The organism is Crossiella sp. CA-258035, assembly GCF_030064675.1.
Classification (GTDB): Bacteria; Actinomycetota; Actinomycetes; order Mycobacteriales; family Pseudonocardiaceae; genus Crossiella.
In genome coordinates, this window is sequence record NZ_CP116413.1 from 8,372,794 (window position 1) to 8,391,815 (window position 19,022).

At 71.6% G+C, this 19,022-nt stretch carries 17 protein-coding genes; 5 read left to right on the forward strand and 12 right to left on the reverse strand.

The features are described 5' to 3' along the window. Window positions 1–143: 143 nt before the first annotated feature. Complete coding sequence (gene imuA' / locus N8J89_RS37795; protein WP_283661711.1) at window positions 144–770, reverse strand: DnaE2-dependent mutagenesis accessory factor ImuA'; 627 nt, start codon at window positions 768–770, stop codon at window positions 144–146. Window positions 771–1,081: 311 nt separating this feature from the next. Here imuA' and N8J89_RS37800 point away from each other — a divergent pair, with 311 nt between their 5' ends. Beyond that, window positions 1,082–1,753 carry a hypothetical protein gene (locus N8J89_RS37800; protein WP_283661712.1) on the forward strand — a complete coding sequence of 224 codons (672 nt, stop codon included), beginning with the start codon at window positions 1,082–1,084 and terminating at the stop codon, window positions 1,751–1,753. A gap of 18 nt (window positions 1,754–1,771) precedes the next feature. Here the strand turns inward: N8J89_RS37800 and purH are convergent, their stop codons facing one another. From purH to N8J89_RS37840, 8 genes are all read right to left on the reverse strand, one after another. Next, the gene (gene purH / locus N8J89_RS37805; RefSeq protein WP_283661713.1) at window positions 1,772–3,352 is read right to left on the reverse strand and encodes a bifunctional phosphoribosylaminoimidazolecarboxamide formyltransferase/IMP cyclohydrolase; all 1,581 of its coding nucleotides are present in this window, start codon (window positions 3,350–3,352) and stop codon (window positions 1,772–1,774) included. A 41-nt stretch (window positions 3,353–3,393) separates the two neighbouring features. Continuing rightward, window positions 3,394–4,011, reverse strand: a complete 618-nt coding sequence (purN, locus tag N8J89_RS37810; RefSeq protein ID WP_283666348.1) for a phosphoribosylglycinamide formyltransferase — start codon at window positions 4,009–4,011, stop codon at window positions 3,394–3,396. A 121-nt stretch (window positions 4,012–4,132) separates the two neighbouring features. After that, window positions 4,133–5,569 carry a cell division protein PerM gene (locus N8J89_RS37815; RefSeq protein ID WP_283661714.1) on the reverse strand — a complete coding sequence of 479 codons (1,437 nt, stop codon included), beginning with the start codon at window positions 5,567–5,569 and terminating at the stop codon, window positions 4,133–4,135. Between the two features lie 138 nt (window positions 5,570–5,707). After that, on the reverse strand, window positions 5,708–6,412 hold the full coding sequence (locus N8J89_RS37820; RefSeq protein ID WP_283661715.1) for a DUF5336 domain-containing protein: 705 nt from the start codon (window positions 6,410–6,412) through the stop codon (window positions 5,708–5,710). A gap of 163 nt (window positions 6,413–6,575) precedes the next feature. Continuing rightward, window positions 6,576–7,466 carry a succinate--CoA ligase subunit alpha gene (sucD, locus tag N8J89_RS37825; RefSeq protein ID WP_283666349.1) on the reverse strand — a complete coding sequence of 297 codons (891 nt, stop codon included), beginning with the start codon at window positions 7,464–7,466 and terminating at the stop codon, window positions 6,576–6,578. Between the two features lie 2 nt (window positions 7,467–7,468). Beyond that, on the reverse strand, window positions 7,469–8,638 hold the full coding sequence (gene sucC, locus N8J89_RS37830) for an ADP-forming succinate--CoA ligase subunit beta (RefSeq protein WP_283661716.1): 1,170 nt from the start codon (window positions 8,636–8,638) through the stop codon (window positions 7,469–7,471). A 106-nt stretch (window positions 8,639–8,744) separates the two neighbouring features. Then, on the reverse strand, window positions 8,745–9,143 hold the full coding sequence (gene icmB, locus N8J89_RS37835) for a coenzyme B12-dependent isobutyryl CoA mutase small subunit (RefSeq protein ID WP_283661717.1): 399 nt from the start codon (window positions 9,141–9,143) through the stop codon (window positions 8,745–8,747). Window positions 9,144–9,152: 9 nt separating this feature from the next. Further along, window positions 9,153–10,823, reverse strand: coding sequence for a hypothetical protein (locus N8J89_RS37840; RefSeq protein WP_283661718.1), 1,671 nt, complete (start codon window positions 10,821–10,823; stop codon window positions 9,153–9,155). A 141-nt stretch (window positions 10,824–10,964) separates the two neighbouring features. On the opposite strand from N8J89_RS37840, the gene N8J89_RS37845 reads away from it, so the two are divergent. Together N8J89_RS37845 and N8J89_RS37850 are read left to right on the forward strand one after the other, a co-directional pair. After that, window positions 10,965–11,966, forward strand: coding sequence for an esterase/lipase family protein (locus N8J89_RS37845; RefSeq protein ID WP_283661719.1), 1,002 nt, complete (start codon window positions 10,965–10,967; stop codon window positions 11,964–11,966). A gap of 303 nt (window positions 11,967–12,269) precedes the next feature. Beyond that, window positions 12,270–12,947: a M23 family metallopeptidase gene (locus tag N8J89_RS37850; protein WP_283661720.1), complete on the forward strand. Its 678-nt coding sequence runs from the start codon at window positions 12,270–12,272 to the stop codon at window positions 12,945–12,947. 686 nt (window positions 12,948–13,633) lie between these two features. On the opposite strand, the gene pcrA is transcribed toward N8J89_RS37850, so the two are convergent. Beyond that, window positions 13,634–16,015, reverse strand: coding sequence for a DNA helicase PcrA (gene pcrA / locus N8J89_RS37855; protein ID WP_283661721.1), 2,382 nt, complete (start codon window positions 16,013–16,015; stop codon window positions 13,634–13,636). Between the two features lie 138 nt (window positions 16,016–16,153). Here pcrA and N8J89_RS37860 point away from each other — a divergent pair, with 138 nt between their 5' ends. Next, complete coding sequence (locus N8J89_RS37860) at window positions 16,154–16,768, forward strand: DedA family protein (RefSeq protein ID WP_283661722.1); 615 nt, start codon at window positions 16,154–16,156, stop codon at window positions 16,766–16,768. A gap of 108 nt (window positions 16,769–16,876) precedes the next feature. Here N8J89_RS37860 and N8J89_RS37865 read toward each other — a convergent pair whose 3' ends face one another. Beyond that, on the reverse strand, window positions 16,877–17,380 hold the full coding sequence (locus N8J89_RS37865; RefSeq protein ID WP_283661723.1) for a hypothetical protein: 504 nt from the start codon (window positions 17,378–17,380) through the stop codon (window positions 16,877–16,879). 177 nt (window positions 17,381–17,557) lie between these two features. On the opposite strand from N8J89_RS37865, the gene N8J89_RS37870 reads away from it, so the two are divergent. Then, window positions 17,558–17,899 (forward strand): chorismate mutase, encoded by a 342-nt coding sequence (locus N8J89_RS37870; RefSeq protein ID WP_256508921.1) that lies wholly within the window; start codon window positions 17,558–17,560, stop codon window positions 17,897–17,899. On the opposite strand, the gene N8J89_RS37875 is transcribed toward N8J89_RS37870, so the two are convergent. Continuing rightward, a complete protein-coding gene (locus N8J89_RS37875) occupies window positions 17,896–19,002 on the reverse strand; it encodes an arginase family protein (RefSeq protein ID WP_283661724.1) in 1,107 nt (368 codons plus the stop codon). The two genes, N8J89_RS37870 and N8J89_RS37875, sit on opposite strands and share 4 nt — an antisense overlap. Between the last annotated feature and the right edge of the window lie 20 nt (window positions 19,003–19,022).

A 19,022-nucleotide genomic window follows, 5' to 3' on the forward strand; every position in this document is an offset into this window, starting at 1 on the left:
CGCAGACCCAGCGCCGCCCGCGAGCCCCGCACCATCTGCCAGCCCCGCACCCTCTGCCAGCCCCGCACCGCCCGGCAGCCCAGCGTCGCCGGGCAGCTCCGCGCCGGCTGCCCGGCGACGCCCCGGCGTCTCCTCGACGCCCATCAGACCGCCAGCCCAGTGCCCGCACCGCCGAACTCAACCGCCTCGTCCACCGGCGGCGTTCCCGGCCCGTCCAGGCTCAGCCACTCCCGCCGCGGCCGCCCCGCCGCGCGCCGACCGCCGACCTCCACCAGCAGCTCGCTCCCGGTCAGCTGCCCGTGCCCGTCCGCGAGCCCGTGCCAGCGAATGTCCACACAGGACAGTTGAAGATCCGCGCCGGGCCAGGCCCCGAAGGCCAGCAACACCGAACCGCGATGCCGCGCCCGGACTTCCAGCTTGCGCGCCTGCGCGGGCGCGAGCGAGTCCGGACCGGCCAGGACCACCAGGTCCAGCCCGTCCAGCAGTGCGGCGGTCACCGCCGCCGTCTCCCGGCGCGGCCGTGGTACCAGGGCCAGGCGTTGTACCGCCACCCCCGCTTCCGCGGCGGCGACGAGCCCCAGCCCAGGCAGCCCAACCACGGCAGCCCAGGAGCCGGCGGCGGTGGCCGTCGACAGCAGCCCCAGCAGGAGTGCTGTCGACCCGCGCACCGCTACGGTGCTGCCGCGGCGCAGGCCACCCCCTGGGAGAATGGCGGCCAGCTCCGCGCGCACCGGCAGCATCCGCCCCAAGGCGCGATCGCCGGTGGTCACGGCAACCCCATTTGCCGTGACCACCTCAGCGAGCGCTGCCAGCGAGGCAACTGCCACCTCAACACCGCCTTCCCACGTCCACGTGCACGCACCCATGTGCACGTCACAAGCCGTGGGGAGCCGGCAGGTCGAGTTCCCCGGAACCCCGGCACCGGTTTCCTCGACTCAATCGAACAGGTGTTCGATCGATGGCTGTATTCAATCGGCTCCGGGGGTCCGGGTCAAGTCGAGTCACCCGTTTTTTCGAACTGGCGTTCGAGGGCCACACTGTTGGGCGGATTGATGTTCGACCGTCACGTTCTGGGGGTTTGATGACCGCGGTAGCACCACCCGGCTGGGGGACGCCGAAGCGGAAGCGACACCCCAGCACCATCCCACTGGCGATCCTGCTGGTGGTGCTGGTGCTGGCCATCATCGGCGGCGGGATCTACGCCTACGTGGAGTACCAGTACGCGCACCGGGACCACGGCGAGTCCCCGCGCACCATCAGCTCGAACCCGTTGTGCGACAAGATCTCCGGCCCTGCCAAGGAGCGGGCGCGGACCACGAACCCGGACAAGGCCGAGCTGAAGAAGTACGACAACGGCAGCCAGATCGCCTGGTGCGGCTGGCGGCAGACCAAGGGCAAGGACGGCGAGGGCCAGCGCTTCCTGCAGGCCGAACTGGCCGACTCCACCACCAGCACCGACGACCGGCGGGCCGAGGACCTGGTGGAGCGGCTGGAACTGGCCAAGCGGTACGCCGGCGGCGACTACCAGGTCGAGAAGCTCGACGGGGTCGGCGACGAGGCCTACTTCGCGGTGAAGAAACCGGCCACCACGAGCATCGCCACCGTCGAGGTCCAGGTGGGCGCGCGCAACGCCAACGGGTTCGTGAAGGTCACCTACAGCGGCTTCGACGTGGGCACCTTCAGCAAGCGCCAGCCGAACCTGGACGAGCTGAAGACCGTGGCGACCGCCGTCGCGCAGGACGCCCTGCGCTGACGGCGGCCGCCACTGGAATCAGTGTGCGAAGTGCCTGGTGCCGGTCAGGTACAGGGTGACCCCGGCGGCCTCCGCGGCGGCGATGACCTCGGCGTCGCGGACCGAGCCGCCGGGCTGCACCACCGCTCGCACCCCGGCTTCCAGCAACACTTCCAGGCCGTCCGGGAACGGGAAGAAGGCGTCCGAGGCGCCCACCGCGCCCTTGGCCCGCTCACCGGCGCGGGAGACCGCGAGCCTGGCCGCGTCCACCCGGTTGACCTGGCCCATGCCGCAGCCGACGGTGGCCCCGTCGGCGGCGAGCAGGATCGCGTTGGACTTCACCGCGCGGCAGGCCCGCCAGGCGAAGGCCAGGTCGGTCAGCGTGGCCGCGTCGGCGGCCTCGCCGCAGGCCAGCGTCCAGTTGGCCGGGTCGTCGCCCTCGGCGTCGATCGCGTCGGCCTGCTGCACCAGCAGCCCGCCGGAGACCGGCCGCAGCTCGGTGCCGCCACGCCGCGGCGGCTGCGCCACCAGGATGCGCACGTTCTTCTTGCGCGCCAGCACGTCCACCGCGCCGTCGGCGTAGGACGGGGCGATGATCACCTCGGTGAAGATCTCCGCGACCTGCTCGGCCAGCTCCACGGTGACCTCGCGGTTGACCGCGATCACCCCGCCGAAGGCGCTCACCGGGTCGCAGGCGTGCGCGCGCCGGTGCGCGTCCGCGATCGCGCCGGGGTCGCCGTCGGGCAGCGTGGAGACCGCGATGCCGCACGGGTTGGCGTGCTTGATGATCGCCACGCAGGGCGCGTCGTGGTCGTGCGCGGCCCGCCAGGCGGCGTCGGAGTCGACGTAGTTGTTGTACGACATCTCCTTGCCGTGCAGCTGTTCCGCGTTGGCCAGCCCGCCACCGGCGTGGCTGGCGGTGTACAGCGCGGCCTTCTGGTGCGGGTTCTCGCCGTAGCGCAGCACCGAGGCGCGCTGCCAGGTCGCGCCGACCCAGCCGGGGAAGCCGGAGCCCTCGTCGTCGGGGGCCAGCGTGCTGCCGATCCAGGAGGCCACCGCCACGTCGTAGCTCGCGGTGTGCCGGTAGGCCTCGGCGGCCAGCCGCTGCCGCTGCGCCAGGGTGAAACCGCCGGCCTGGACCTGCTCCAGCAGCCAGCCGTAGCGGCCGGGGTCGACCACGACGGCCACGTTGGCGTGGTTCTTCGCCGAGGCGCGCACCATGGCCGGGCCGCCGATGTCGATCTGCTCGACGCACTCCTCCGGTCCCGCGCCCGAGGCCACGGTGGCCTCGAACGGGTACAGGTTCACCACGAGCAGGTCGAACGCGGCCACGCCGAGCTGGTCCAACTGCTCGACATGCTCGGGCCGCCGCACATCGGCGAGCAGGCCCGCGTGCACCCTGGGGTGCAGGGTCTTGACCCGCCCGTCCAGGCACTCGGGGAAACCGGTCAGCTCCTCCACCGGGGTCACCGGCACGCCGGCGTCGGCGATCCGGGCCGCGGTGGACCCGGTGGAGACGATCTCGATGCCCGCCGCGTGCAGGCCGGTGGCCAGCTCCAGCAGGCCGTCCTTGGCGGAGACGCTCACCAGTGCGCGGCGCACGGGGCGTCGTTCGTCCACCGGGGACTCTGTGGGTCGAACCGTCGCATCTGGCGCAGCGGTCACGGAATGCTCACCTCTCGTCCGGTCACGGTGCAGCCGTGTGCGGCCAGCCTGGCGACGGTGTCCACCAGCAGGTCGCGCTCCACCGTTTTGATCCGTTCATGCAGCTCGTCAACACCCTCGCCGGGCCGGACCTCAACCGCGCCCTGGGCGAGGATCGGGCCGGTGTCCACCCCGGCGTCCACCAGGTGCACGGTGCAGCCGGTGACCTTGACCCCGTAGGCCACGGCGTCGGCCACCGCGTGCGCGCCGGGGAAGGCGGGCAGCAGCGCGGGGTGGGTGTTGACCACCCGGCCGCCGAAGCGGGCCAGGAAGTCGGGTCCCAGGATCTTCATGAACCCGGCCGAGACGACCAGGTCGGGCTGGCAGGCCTGGACGGCGTCCGCGAGCGCGGTGTTCCAGGCCGCCCGGTCGGCGTGCTCGCGCAACCGGACCGTGAAGGTCGGGATCCCCGCCCGCTCGGCGCGGGCCAGTCCCTCGATACCGCCCCGGTCCGCGCCGACCGCGACCACGGTGGCCGGGTAGTCCGGCGCGGCCGCGGCGTCCAGCAGCGCCTGCAGCAGGGTGCCGGAGCCGGAGACGAGGGCGACGATGCGGACCGGTGCGCTCCACCGCAGCCGCTGGGCTGTCGGGGCGAGGTCCGGTTCGATAGTGCTCAGCGTGGTCTCCTGCGGGCCGGATCCGGGGCTGCGACCAGCGTAGGCGTTGCCCCGTTCGGCCTCTTGGCCAGGTCCCGCGCTAGCGTTTTTCCGGTTCCTCGGGCGGCTCCAGGAGGGCCTCTTCCAGCTCCTCCTCGTCCACGAAGTCCTCTTCCGCCAAGGCTTCCGCGGGCGCGGCCTGCTCAGCCACCGCCTCCTCGGCCACGGGCTCGGCGGCCTCCGGCTCCTCCGCGTCCTCTTCGGCGGCCTCGTCCTCGGCAACGGCTTCCTGGTCGCCCTCAGCGACCTCTTCCTCGCCCTCGGTGTCCTCGGTCTCGGCCTCGTCGAGGTCCGCGGGCTCGTCCTCGGGCTCCGGCCGCGGCCCGGCCAGCCAGGCCACCACCGCCGCGGGAGCGGCCACCCAGCAGAACAGCGCCACCGCGAGCATCCCGGCCGGCACCCGCAGGTTCACCGCGCCCAGCCGCCCACCGGCCAGCGCCGCCGCCGCGAGCGCGGCCGCCGCCACCACCGCCGCGGCCACCCCCACCACCAGCAACCGGTTCTGCGGCAGCGGATCCGCCTTCCGGCAGACCCAGCCCAGCAGCACCCCGGCGGCGATCGGCAGCAGCAGGCACAGCAGCCACCACCGGCTGCCGGACTCCGGCAGCGCGGCCAGCAGCGGGAACGGCGGCTCCTGGCCGCCGACCACGCGCAGCGGGCTGACCACCACCGCGCCGAGGCCGAACCCGGAACCGGCCACAAAGGACAGTGCGGCGACCACCGCGTTCGGCAGGTACAGCAGGCACAGCAGCACCAGCCCCGACCCGTTGCCGAAGCCGGGAGCCAGGTCGGCGAAAGCCGCGCGCACCGAACCGAAGGACAACGCCAGCGCGAGCGCCACGATGAGCGCGCCCATGGCGCACAAGCACATCAGCGCGATCCGGGCCGCGCGCAGCCCGGCCAGGACCCCCTCGCCGAAGCGCTGCCTGACCAGCGTCACCAGCCCGCAGCGCCGGGCCACTCCCGCGGTCGCGGCCAGTGCGGCGACCAGCCCGCAGGCCACCGCGCCGGTGGCCGGGGCCGCGGCGAAGGGCGGGTCCACGAACGCGGCCAGCAGCCCGCCGACCACCACGTGCGCCACGCCCATCACGGCCACCACCCGCAGCGCGTCGGCCGGGCGGGTCAGCCGCAGCCTGCGGGCGAGCCCACCGGCGGCCCTGGCCGCGAGCAGCACCACCGCCACGGTGGGCAGCAGCGGCAGCACGCCGAGGCTGGCCCCGCGCACGGTCAGCGGCACGTGGTGCGCGGCCAGCCACAGCGGAGCGGCACCGGCGGAGACCGCCTCCAGCGACACCACCGCGCGCTCCGCGCCCGCCATCACCAGCGCGACCACCGCGGCCGAACCCAGGTAGCCCAGCGCGATCACGCCGAGTGCGACGGCGAGTGCGGCCCGCACCTGCTGGGCCGCGGTGGCGGGAGGCGCGGCAACGCCGGGTTCGGAGACGCTGCCGTGCGCGGTCGGACGGAGCACGGTCACCCGGTCACCATCGCACCCTGCCCACGGCGATCCGCCTAGGCACGCCGAGGTGTGCTGGCATTCGCACACCACCGGGGTGACCCCGCGTGCGCGGTGTCACCCCGGTCGTGGACTGTCCGGTGTGGACGGTTCAGCTGCTCAACTCTGTTGCGGGCCGCCAAATCCGCCGGGCGGGGTGCCCGGGTGCGGGAACTGCCTGGTCGCCTCGGGCTGGCCGAACCCGCCGCCGCCACCGGCAGGCGGGGGCGGCTGCTGCTGACCGAACTGCGGGGGCTGCTGACCGAACTGGCCGGGCTGCTGACCGTACTGCTGCGGCTGCGGCTGGCCGTACTGCTGCTGCGGCATCCCACCGGAGGGCGGGTTCCAGCCACCGGTCTGGCCGGCCGGCTGGCCGCCGTAGGGGTTGGCCGGCGCCTTCGGCTTCAGCTCGAGCTTGATCATGCCGATCTCCTGCAGCAGCGCGGCGACGATCGCGCCGGTCTGCAGCACCGCGGCGATCAGCACCACCACGTACAGCCCGGCCACGCTCACCGTGTTGGTGATGTTGACCAGCAGGTCCAGCAGGCCGACCACGGCCAGCATGGCCGCCACCCAGAGGAACTGCGGGGCCTTGGGCAGCTGGGTCATCCCGGTGAGCACGGCGGCGCCGATCATCAGCGCGATGCCGAAGGGCAGGCCGAGCCGGGAGACGTCGTCGGAGAAGGTGCAGAAGAAGATGACCAGGCCGAGCCCGGCCCCGACCAGGGCGAGGATCTGCCCCAGGTTCGGTCCGGCGGCAGCGGGTTGCCCGGTCTGCTGCGGCTGGGGCTGCTGCGGCGGGGGAACGCCGAATGGCACGGACATGACCGGTTGTCCTCCTCGTTCGAGGTGACCGCGAGTGACGGCTCTGCGCCGGAAACGCTAGCCGATATCGATCGGGTGATATGTCCCGGGGACCCCGGAACGACAACGGCCGGACGCCCCCGTTGGGCGCCCGGCCGTGTCTGTCCACAGAGGACTGTTGGGCTCAGCCCAGGTTCTGCATGATCTCGCGCATCAGCTCGGCGGTCGCACTCGGCGTCTTGCCGACCTTGACGCCCGCGGCTTCCAGCGCTTCCTGCTTGGCCGCGGCGGTGCCGGAGGAGCCGGAGACGATGGCGCCGGCGTGGCCCATGGTCTTGCCCTCGGGGGCGGTGAAGCCCGCGACGTAGCCGACCACCGGCTTGGTGATGTGCTCGGCGATGTAGGCCGCCGCGCGCTCCTCGGCGTCGCCGCCGATCTCACCGATCATCACGATGGCCGCGGTCTCCGGGTCGTCCTGGAAGGCCTGCAGCGCGTCGATGTGCGTGGTGCCGATGATCGGGTCACCGCCGATGCCGACCGCGGTGGAGAAACCGAAGTCCCGCAGCTCGTACATCATCTGGTAGGTCAGCGTCCCCGACTTGGAGACCAGACCGATCTTGCCAGGCCCGGAGATGTCGGCCGGGATGATGCCCGCGTTGGACTTGCCGGGCGAGATGACGCCGGGGCAGTTCGGCCCGATGATCCGGGTCTTGTTGCCGGTGGCGTTGGCGTGCGCCCAGAAGTAGGCGGTGTCGTGCACCGGGATGCCCTCGGTGATGACCACCGCGAGGCCGATGCCCGCGTCGATCGCCTCGACGACCGCGCCCTTGGCGAACTTCGGCGGCACGAAGACCACGGTGACGTCCGCGCCGGTCTCGGCCATGGCCTCACCGACGGAGTTGAACACCGGGAGCAGGGTGCCGTCGAAGTCGACGGTCTGGCCACCCTTGCCGGGGGTCACGCCGCCGACGATGGTGGTGCCCGACTTCAGCATCCGCTTGGTGTGCTTGGAGCCCTCGGCGCCGGTCATGCCCTGGACGATGACCTTGCTGTGCTCGGTCAGGAAGATAGCCATGGTCATGCCCCCGCAGCAGCGAGCTCGGCGGCCTTGTCGGCCGCGTTGTCCATCGTGTCCACCACGGTCACCAGCGGGTGGTTGGCCTCCGCCAGGATGCGGCGGCCCTCTTCGACGTTGTTGCCGTCCAGGCGGACGACCAGCGGCTTGGTGGCCTCGCCGCCGAGGATCTCCAGCGCCTTGACGATGCCGTTGGCGACCGCGTCGCAGGCGGTGATGCCGCCGAAGACGTTGACGAAGACCGACTTGACGTCGGTGTCGCCCAGGATGATCTCCAGGCCGTTGGCCATCACCTCGGCCGAGGCGCCGCCGCCGATGTCCAGGAAGTTGGCCGGCTTGACGTTGTTGTGCTTCTCGCCCGCGTAGGCCACCACGTCCAGCGTGGACATGACGAGGCCCGCGCCGTTGCCGATGATGCCGACCTGGCCGTCGAGCTTGACGTAGTTGAGGCCCTTCTCCTTGGCCTTGGCCTCCAGCTCGTTCTCCGCCTGCTTGTCCACCAGCTCGGCGTGCGCCGGGTGCCGGAAGTCGGCGTTCTCGTCGAGGGTGACCTTGCCGTCCAGGGCGATGATCTTGCCCTGCGGGTCGCGGACCAGCGGGTTGACCTCGACCAGGGTGGCGTCCTCGGAGACGAAGGTCTCCCAGAGCTGCACGATGACCGCGGAAACCTGGTCGGCCACCTCGGCCGGGAACTTGGCCGCGGCGACGATCTCGTCCGCCTTGGCCTTGTCCACGCCCTTGATCGGGTCGATCAGGACCTTCGCGAGGGCCTCGGGCTTGGTGACCGCGACCTCCTCGATGTCCATGCCGCCCTCGACCGAGGCCATCGCCAGGAAGGTCCGGTTGGCCCGGTCCAGCAGGAAGGAGAAGTAGTACTCCTCCGCGATGTCGGAGGCCGGGGTCACCAGGACGCGGTGCACGATGTGCCCCTTGATGTCCAGGCCGAGGATGGCTTCCGCCTTGGCCTTGGTGTCCTCGGGGGTCTCGGCGAGCTTGACGCCGCCAGCCTTGCCACGCCCGCCGGTCTTGACCTGGGCCTTGACCACAACGGTCGAGCCGAGGTCCGCCGCGATCGCGCTGGCTTCTTCAGGGGTGCTAGCCACGGCGCCGGGCAACACCGGCACTCCATGGGCGGCGAAGAGATCCTTCGCCTGGTATTCGTACAGGTCCACTAGAAGTCTCCTGCGACGCCGGTGTCGGACCTGGCAGACCCTATCGAGGTCACACCCCTTGACACGCACCACCACCCGGTGAAGTCCATCACCGTGAGCAACGGCACTACTGCGCAGGCACGTTTCCGCGCACCCAGTCCACGATTTCCTGGGTGGTCGCGCCGGGGGTGAAGACCTTCGCGACGCCGAGCTCGGTGAGCTTGGGCATGTCGTCGTCGGGGATGATCCCGCCGCCGAAGACCACCACGTCCTGCGCGCCCTTCTCCCTGAGCAGCTCGATCACCCTGGCGAACAGGGTCATGTGCGCGCCGGAGAGCACGGACAGGCCGACCACGTCGGCGTCCTCCTGGATGGCGGTCTGCACGACCTGCTCGGGGGTCTGGTGCAGGCCGGTGTAGATGACCTCCATACCGGCGTCCCGCAGCGCCCGCGCCACCACCTTGGCGCCCCGGTCGTGGCCGTCGAGACCGGGCTTGGCCACCACCACGCGAATCCGACCGCTCATGCGGGCACGCTACTCCGTGAAGCTCATTGCTGACGAGCGTCGCGACCACGCGACACCCGCTCCGGCGAGCAGCGCGGCCAGCGCCGCGAGCCCGAGGAAGAAGCCCAGACCGGCAGATCCGCCGCCGCGCACCGGCAGTTCCGCCACCCGCAGCGCGACCACCAGCGCGGCCCCGGCCAGCAGCGCGCTCGCCCGCGCCGGCCGGGACCGGGGCGCCAGCAGCGCCGCGCCCACCACCGCGGCCAGGCTCAGCAGCAGGCCCCAGGTCTCGGTGCGGAAGTCCCAGAGCAGGCCGGCGGCCGGGAACTCCGGGTTGTCCACCACCGGCAGCAGGTAGGCGCCGAAGCCCAGCGCGGCCCCGAGCAGGGCGGGGACCAGCACCACCCGGTCCGCGCTGATCTCGGACAGGTCGACGGTGTCCTCCCGCTCCTGGCCGCCCGCGATCACGCAGAGCAGCCCGGCGACCGAGGCGCAGACCAGCGCGATGACCACCAGGGCCGCGGCCAGCAACGCCGCCCGCAACCCGTTCACCTGGCTGAACGCGGTGTCCAGCACGTCCAGACCGGTCGCCGGGACCAGCACCCAGGCCACCGCCAGCGCGGGACGGGAGCTGGTCGCGGTGTCCTTGAACAGCACCAGCAGGCCGAGGCCGAGCAGGATGAACCCGGCGACCGCCAGCATCCGGGCCGAGCCGACCGACTGCACCTCACCGGAGGCCAGCCGGGCGATCGGCAGCGCGCTGGCCACCACCGCGAGCACCCCGGCCACGGTGGCCAGCACCCCGGCGGCCAGTTGGAGCTTGCGGTGCCCCGGCAGCTCGCCGAGCTCGAAGACCAGGTTCCGGCGCATCCCGGCCACCCAGGCGAAGATCCCCAGCACCACCAGCGCGAAGGCGGTCTGCGCCAGCGCCACCCACTGGAACAGGCCAAGGCCGAGGCCGGGCGTGGCCAGCGCGGAGACCGCGGGAACCAGTGCCACCCCGGCGGCGGCCGCGACCAGGCCGATCAGCCCGCCCCTGGCCACCTCCGGATCGGCCGCGCCCACGAAGTACGCGCCCGTGAACAGCATCGAACCGGCCAGCAGGACCGTGCCCGCGACCACCACGGCCGGGGACTCGGTGATCAGCCGGACGGGCAGGTACGGGTCGCTGGAGAGGAACGCGGGCACGAACAGCGGCACCGCGACCATGCCGGTCACCCACAGCACGCCGTACATCAGCCCCGGCCGGGCGCGGGCGGTGTCCCTGGCCTCGGTGCCCCACTCGCCACCGGCGAGCACCGCCGAGACGATCATGAGCACCCGGCTCAGCAGGAGCAGGTACAGGCCGCCGCCCGCGGAGAGGTGCACCAGCTGGGTGGGCACGAACAGGTCCGGCCGGGCCACGCTCAGCGGGTCCGCCAGCACCTGGAGGTCCACCAGCAGCAGGCCGGGGGCGAGCATGCCGGCGGCGCGCAGGATCCCGGCCGCGCCACCGTGGTCACCGCGGCTGGCGAAGATCACCGCCAGCACCGGCGGCAGCGCGCTGACCAGCGCCAGCACCAGCCAGGACGGGTAGGCGGGCGGCATCTCGGGCGAAACCGACCCGATCAGCGGAGCGAGTGCGGCGAACGGGACCGCGAGCACGGCCAGACCGATCGCGGCGGGTAGCCGGGCGGGCGAGACGGGGGATCCGGACGTCACTGCGCAGATCGTAGGTGAGCCGGGTGGCGCAGGCGCGTCGAGTGATCTCCAGACATACCCCGTCGCCGCTGGTCCACGCCCTGATAAAACGATTGCTATCGCAGGCGGCGAATATGGCCCAGATCACTTACCGTGAGTTGTATGGGCAAGGATGCCACTACCGGGTTACTTGGGCTCGCGGGAGAGCTGCTCCAGCAGGCCCGGCATGGCGTCGACGGCGTGCGGGACGCCTCCGCCGAGACCCTGCGCTTCGTCCGCTCGCTGCTCACCCCCGGCGGACTGCGCGGGGCGACCATGGAGACGGCCTGGCTGGCCGCGCACGCGGTGCTCTACCCGTGGGGCGCGCTGGCCGAGCAACTGCGGCCGGAGGGCCCCTACGGCAGCTACCGCACCGACGGGCTGCCGCCGATGCAGCGCGGCCTGGTCTGCTCGGACCTGGAGGCGGCGGGCACCCCGATCGTGCTGGTGCACGGGATCGGCGACAACCGGTCGATCTTCACCTTCCTGGCCGCCGCGCTGCGCAGGCGCGGGTTCGGCGTGGTGCACGCGGTGAACTACAGCGTGCTGACCGCGCTGACCGGCGACGTCCGGGCCGCCGCGGAGTACCTGGGCCGCTGCCTGGAGCGGATCCGCGAGCAGACCGGGGCGGAGTCGGTGCACGTGATCGGGCACTCCCTCGGCGGCGTGATCGCCCGCTACCACGTGCAGAAACAGGGCGGGGACGGGCACGTCCGCTCGCTGGTGACGCTGGGCTCGCCGCACGCGGGCACGATGACGGCCTACCTGCTGCCCACCCGGCTGGCCCGCCAGCTGCGGCCCGGCTCCAAGCTGCTCGGCGAGCTGGCCGAGCCCGCGCCGGGCTGCCGGACCCGGTTCCTGGCGGTGTGGAGCGAGCTGGACCAGGTCATGATCCCGCAGCGCACGGCCTGCCTGACGCACCCGGACCTGGACGTGCTGAACCACCGGGTGCGCGACGTCGGCCACCTCTCGCTGCCGGTGGACCCCACGATCGTGCACACCGTGCTCACACATCTCACTCGATCGGATGGATTGAGCGGGCACCCAGGCGCGCAAGATAGTGATCTGGGTCACACGATTCCGGATACTGAGTGTCATCTCAGCAAGTCTCAGACTTGTCAGTAACCCCCGTTCAGCAGAATCTCGGCCCAGGGGTTTGCCCCTAGGGGCGCCGCGCCGTTACTGTCCCCGGGTCCGTTGTCACGGTCCGATCACAAGAGGACACGGAGCCGGTTACCCCAACCGACTCCACCGGGATCCCCCGCCCGGTCTCGTCCAATCGGACTCCCCGAGACGGAAGGGCAGGCATTGACTCAGCACCGCTCCCCCGGCGGCGGTCATCCCTCCCACGCTGTTGACGTGGTCGAACAGCAGAAGGGTGAAGCGCGTCCCCGCGGCGCGCACCGGCTTCCGCCGCCGCCCTCTGCCATGCGTGGCAGGGTTGTCGTAGCAGCAGTAGCGGCCGGCGCTTTTGTGGCCGCCGGATCGTCCCTGGACACCGGCAGCGGCAGCGCCGCCGCGTCCGACGAGGTCACCCCGCTGGCTTCCGGCGCGGACGCCAAGGCAAGCTTCACCGCCATCGGTGGCGACTCCCTCGAGGTCCTCCCGCTCTCGCGGACCACGGACGCCTCGCTCGAGTACCAGAAGCTGGCCAAGAGCGAGCGCATCAAGCAGGACCAGCAGGACCGCGCGGCCCGCGACGCCGAGGCCCGCAAGCCGATGTTCGTCTCGCCCGCGCAGGGCGTGTTCACCTCCGGCTTCGGTGGCCGTTGGGGCACCACGCACTACGGCATCGACATCGCCAACCGCCTGGGCACCCCGATCGTCTCCGTCGCTGATGGTGAGGTCATCGAGGCCGGTCCGGCAAGCGGTTTTGGCCTGTGGGTCCGCGTCCAGCACAAGGACGGCACCATCACCGTCTACGGCCACATGGACCGGATCACGGTCAAGGAGGGCCAGAAGGTCAAGGCGAACCAGCAGATCGCCACCATGGGCAACCGCGGCTTCAGCACCGGCGTGCACCTGCACTTCGAGGTGTGGAGCCCGAGCGGCAAGAAGATCAACCCGCTGCCCTGGCTCAACGAGCGCGGCGTCTTCGTGAAGTAGCCACGCCCCAGCGTTTACCGCCCCCGCCCGGATGCCGCACTTCCCTGCGGCACCCGGGCGGACGCGTGTCCCCACAGTTCCCCGCCGGTTGTCTCCCGTCGGACCCGAGCGGCCCCCGAAACACGCCACCCGGAGCCCTCAACCGCCGAAGCCCCGCTATCTGGTAACTACCCGTACCCCTCCCCGCCAAACCCGCCCGATCGGGTGCCGATGCTGATCTAACACCCACCCACCGACAAAACTTCCCCCGTCGCTGCCGGTTCGGGATTCAACTTTTTTTCGAGACAAAACCGCAGGTCAAGCCGCTGACCGCAGTCAGCCAGGGGAACCTCCGACTGCCCAGAAGTGCAACGCCGGACCCCGTTAGCCCAAACGGGTCAGCGCCTACTGACTGCTCCTCGGCATGTCTGCATTTCCGACGGCGGGCCTACGACCGGTCCACCGCGCAGGACGCCCAGGCGCTGGCACGCGGCCCGCCCGGCGCTGGTCTTCTTCGACCGCTTCCGCGGCATCGACTTCGCCGGTTCCGCACGGACAGCACGTCGCTGTGATGTTCGCGGTCAAGGTCCGGCGGGGTTCCGGGGCGACGGCGATCGGGATGACTACTTCGAGGGCTGCGGCCGTTCTGGATGAAACGGCCGCCGCCGCCCCCACCACCGCCATCGGGGTGGGGGGCCGTCGGCTGGTTAGAGCTTCACCATGGGGACGCCGCCGATGAGCATCAGGCGGACCTTGCCCGAGGTGCCGAAGTCGATGGTGGCGGTGGCCTGGGGGCCGGTGCCGTTGGTCTCGATCACGGTGCCCAGGCCGTACTTGTCGTGGCTCACCCGGTCGCCGACGTCCAGGGTCAGGGACGGGGTGTTCTGCCAGCCCTTGTTGAGCGCGGCGCGGCGGGCGAACGGGGAGTTGCTGACCTCGCTGCTGGCGGCGCGGTCGAAGCCGCGGCGGCCCCAGGTGGTGGCCGCGGCTGGGCCCGCGCGTTCTGGTTCCACGCGGCGCCAGTCGAGCAGGTTGGCCGGGATCTCGTCCAGGAAGCGGGAGGCCGGGTTCATCATCGGCTGGCCCCAGGCCGAGCGCATCAGGGCGCGGGAGACGTAGAGGCGTTCCCTGGCCCTGGTGATGCCGACGTAGGCCAGGCGGCGTTCCTCGGCCAGCTCGGCCGGGTCGCCGAGGGCGCGCTGGTGCGGGAACATGCCGTCTTCCCAGCCGGTGCAGAAGACCACCGGGAACTCCAGGCCCTTGGCGGTGTGCAGGGTCATCAGGGTGACCACGCCGTCGCCCTCGTCCGGGAGCTGGTCGGAGTCGGCGACCAGGGAGACGCGCTCCAGGAAGGCCGCCAGGGAGTCCTGGGCGGGCAGGCCCTCGTCCTCCGGCAGGGGGGCGGCGTCCTCGCCGTCTTCCGGTGTGGCGACCTGGAGCTGGACGAACTCGCGGGCCACCGTCACCAGCTCGGTGAGGTTGTCCAGGCGGGAGGCGTCCTGCGGGTCGTCGCTGGCCTCCAGCTCGCCGCGGTAGCCGGTCTTGTCCAGCAGGGTGTCCAGCACCTCGGCCACGTCCTGGCCGACCTCGACCAGGCCGCGCAGCTCGGTGATCAGGTCCGTGAACCCGGCGATGGCGCGCTGGGACCTCGGGTTGAGCAGCGGGATCCGGTCCGCGGCGGCCTCGCGCAGCGCGGCGGCGAAGGAGATCCGCTCGCGTTCGGCGTGTGCGGCGAGCACGGCCTCGGCCCGGTCGCCGATGCCGCGCTTGGGCACGTTGAGGATGCGGCGCAGGCTGACCGTGTCCTCCGGGTTGTCCAGCACCCGCAGGTAGGCCAGCGCGTCCCTGACCTCGCGCCGCTCGTAGAACCGGACGCCGCCGACCACCCGGTAGGGCAGGCCGAGCCGGATGAAGACCTCTTCGAACACGCGGCTGGAGTTGTTGGTGCGGTAGAAGACCGCGATGTCGCCGTTGACCGCCTCGGCCGAGTCGACCAGCCGGTCGATCTCGTTGGCCACGAACGCGGCCTCGTCGTGCTCGTTGTCGGCGACGTAGCCGACGATCTGCTCACCGTCGCCGGAGTCGGTCCACAGCCGCTTGTCCCGGCGGCCCTGGTTGCGCGCGATGACCGCGTTGGCCGCGGACAGGATGGTCTGGGTGGAGCGGTAGTTCTGCTCCAGCAGGATGGTGCGCGCCTGCGGGTAGTCCCGCTCGAACTCCTCAATGTTGCGGATGGTCGCGCCGCGGAAGGCGTAGATGGACTGGTCCGCATCGCCCACCACGCACAGCTCAGCCGGCGGGATGCCGCCCTCTCCGGTACCGACCAGCTCCCTGACCAGCACGTACTGCGCGTGGTTGGTGTCCTGGTACTCATCGACCAGCACGTGCCGGAACCGCCGCCGGTAGTACTCGGCGATGGCCGGGAAGTTCTGCAGCAGCTCGACCGTGCGCATGATCAGGTCGTCGAAGTCCAGCGCGTTGGCCTGGTTCAGCCGCCGCTGGTACTCGCCGTAGACCTCAGCGACCCGGCGCTCCAGGTCGTTGGCCGCGCGCTCGGCGCCGTCCTCCGGGGTGAGCAGCTCGTTCTTCAGGTTGGAGATGTGGATCGCCAGGGTGCGCGCCGGGTAGCGCTTGGGGTCCAGGTCGAGGTCCCGCGCCACCAGCGTGATCAGCCTGCGCGAGTCGTCGCTGTCGTAGATGGAGAAGTTCGAGCTCAGCCCGGCCGACTTCGCCTCGCGGCGCATCACCCGCACGCACATGGAGTGGAAGGTGGACACCCACATCGCCCGCGCGCGCGGACCGACCAGCGCGCTGACCCGCTCCTTCATCTCCGCGGCAGCCTTGTTGGTGAAGGTGATCGCCATGATCTCGCCGGGGTGCACCCCGCGCGCGGCCAGCAGGTAGGCGATCCGGCTGGTCAGCACCTTCGTCTTGCCCGAACCGGCGCCGGCCACCACCAGCAGCGGCGACCCGCTGTGCTCGACGGCCTCGCGCTGTCGTGGGTTGAGCCCGTGCAGCAACTCGGCAGGCGCGGCCGGGGCCGGGCGGCGCGGGGCGGGGGGCTCGTGGAGTTCGAACAAGGCGTCCATCGGGAGACCACGGTACTCGGCGGCCCCGACATCCCCTGGGTCGCGTTCAGGGACGGGCCAGGGGCGTTCCCCGATTCTTCGCACCCGGTTCAGCGACAACATCGCTACTAGTCCAGTCGACCTAGTAAGAGGGATGTCATGAACCTGATGCCGGACCTCGCGGGGCTTGGACCGGTCACGATTCTGCTGATCATCACCGCGCTGTGCGTGGTGGAGGCGACGCTGCTGGTGGGCTCGCTGGTGCCCGGCGAACTGGTGGTCATCGCGGGCGCGGTGGCGCTGGGGCCGGAGTACTTCCCGCTGGTGGCCGTCGCCGCGGGCCTCGGCTCGCTGATCGGCCAGACCGGCGGCTACCTGCTGGGTCGCGGCACCGGCGGCAAGATCCGGTACAGCTGGGCGGGCCGCAAGCTCGGCGAGCACCGCTGGGCGCGGACCGAGGCGCTGGTGCGGTCGGCCGGTCCGAGCATGATGATCGCGGTCCGGTTCGTCGCGGTCGGGCACACCCTGGCGCCGATCCTGGCCGGGGCGATGAAGGTGCCGCCGCGCCGGTTCTTCTTCCTCGGCGCGGTCAGCTCGATCGGCTGGTCCAGCGTGTGGGCGCTGCTCGGGCTGTTCGCCAGCAGCCTCGGCCAGGCCATGGACAGCCAGCTGATGGCCCTGGCGCTGGGCGTCGCCGGCATGGTGGTGGCCGGGATCCTGCTCACCAGGGCCGCCAACCGGGCCCTGCCGGTGGAGGTCAGTGGTCGTGGCTAGTGTCCTGAGTGGGAAGTTCGGTGGTGGTATCGGCGGTCCAGCTTTCCGCTGGGCGTGCCGAGGGGAAGCCCTCGTACCGGGTTGTACGTGGGCTTTCCCGCGGTGCGGTCAGCGGGAAGCTGGGCCGTCGAGACCGCTGGCGAACTTCCCACTCAGGACACTGGTCACCAGCACGGTGACCGCGTTGTTGGCGTGGTTCTGCTCGGAGCGGCGCCAGCCGTCCACGGTGACCGGGATGAAGGTGTGCGAGGTGGTGCCGTCGGGCACGCCGCTCACCGTGATCGGCGGCAGGCTCCCGCCGTGCGGGATGTTCTCCTGGCTCGCGCAGAAGAACTCCCAGTCCGCCGGCTCGGTGCAGGTCCAGCCCTCGCCACCGGCACGCAGCCGCAGGCCCTTGATCTTGGGCGCGTGCACCGCGCCCGCGGACCCGGCCACCGTGCCCGGGTTGCGCACGGTCACCTCGAAGGTGAAGGTCTCGTGGTTGTAGGCGAGCAGCTCGGTCTTGCTGCTGGCCACCGCGATGTCGTAGTCCAGGGCGGGAGCCGCGCTGGCGATCGGCGCGGCCGCGGCGAGCACCGCCAGTCCGGTGGCGGTCAGGGCGAGCTTGCGCATGGAGGGTTCCTCTCAACGAGCGGGACACGACTCGACGGCAGGGCGCAAGCGTGCCAGAATCGATCTGTGGCTCACCGCGCGTTTTACTTTTTCTACGGGTACCGGACTCCGGCACCCGTGGTCAGCTGACGCCAGCCGAACCACGACCGATGCCCCGGAGTCCTTGGACCCGGGGCTTTGTGCTGCGGGGACCGGGACAGCCGGGTCAGTCCACCCGAGCAGATGAGGATCGCCATGAACGCCGCGCTCGACAGCGACGCACAGTCCACCAGCACCGAGACCGACATCGACTCCCTGCGCGAGGAGATCGACCACCTCGACTCGGAGATCCTCCGGTTGATACAGCGCCGCACCGAGGTCTCCCAGACCATCGGCGCCGCGCGGATGGCCGCGGGCGGTCCGAAGATCGTCTACAGCCGGGAGATGGCGGTGCTGGCGCGCTTCCGCGAGCTCGGCCCCGAGGGCAAGGAGCTGGCCATGATCCTGCTCCGCCTGGGCCGCGGCCGGCTGGGTCGCTAGAGCTGCCAGAACGGGCGCAGCGCCGACCGCACCAGGTCGAGATCGGCCGTGGTGCGGTCGGGGTTTCGCGCCGAGTCGTCAGGTAGATAGGCCAGGGGGTCGGCCAGCAGCTCCTCGGTGTGGCCGAGCAGGCCCTCGATGAGGGCGTGCAGGCACAGGGCCGAGTAGCCGCGCAGGTAGCCGCCCTCCTGGGTGAGCACCGGGCCGTGGCCGGTCAGCTCCTCGGCCAGTGCCGCCACGCGGCCGCCGATCCAGCGGTAGCCGGCCGCGGTGAGGTTGTGCCGTCCGTTCGGGTCGAAGGTGGAGCCGTCGAAGCCGGAGGCGCCCAGCAGCAGCTGCGGGCGGAACTGGCGGAGCACGGGTTCGGCGATCTCGGTGAAGGCGCGGCGGTATGCCTCGTCGCCCGCGCCGAGGGAGAGCTCGATGTTGACGTTGTGGCCGGTGCCGGTCTCGTCGGGGGCGCCGGTCTGCGGGTGGGCCTTGCCCCAGCGGCCGTGCCGCATGTGCACCGAGATGGTGAGCACCCTGGGGTCGTCGTAGAAGATCTCCTGGGTGCCGTTGCCGTGGTGGACGTCCCAGTCCAGGATCGCCACCCGCTCCACGCCCGCGTGCAGGGCGTGTGCGGCGGCCACGGCCACGTTGTTCACCAGGCAGTAGCCGTCGGCCTGGGTGGGCTGGGCGTGGTGGCCGGGTGGGCGGACGAGCGCGTAGGCGGTGTTCGACTGTCCGGACAGGACGGACGCGGTGGCCTCGACGGCGGTGCCCGCGGCGGCGCGGACCGCGTCCCAGGAACCGGGGCCGACGACCGTGTTCTCCTCGATCGCGACCAGTTCGCCGGTGGTGCAGGCGGCCTGGAGCTCGGCCAGGTAGGCGGGGGTGTGCACCGCGGCCAACTCGGCGGGGCTGGCGTGCCTGCCCTGGTGCCAGCGCAGGGAGTCCTTGATCGGGCCGTGTCGCAGGGCGTGCTGGAAGGTGCGCAGGCGGGCCGCGTTCTCCGGGTGGGGTTCGGGCTCGTCCAGCCAGTCCCAGTGGCCGGGCAGCTCCCACAGGCCGGCGCCGGTGTCGTGCGCCAGGCAGTCGGGGTGCCAGTAGACGTCGATCACCGGGGCAGCATCTCAGGGAT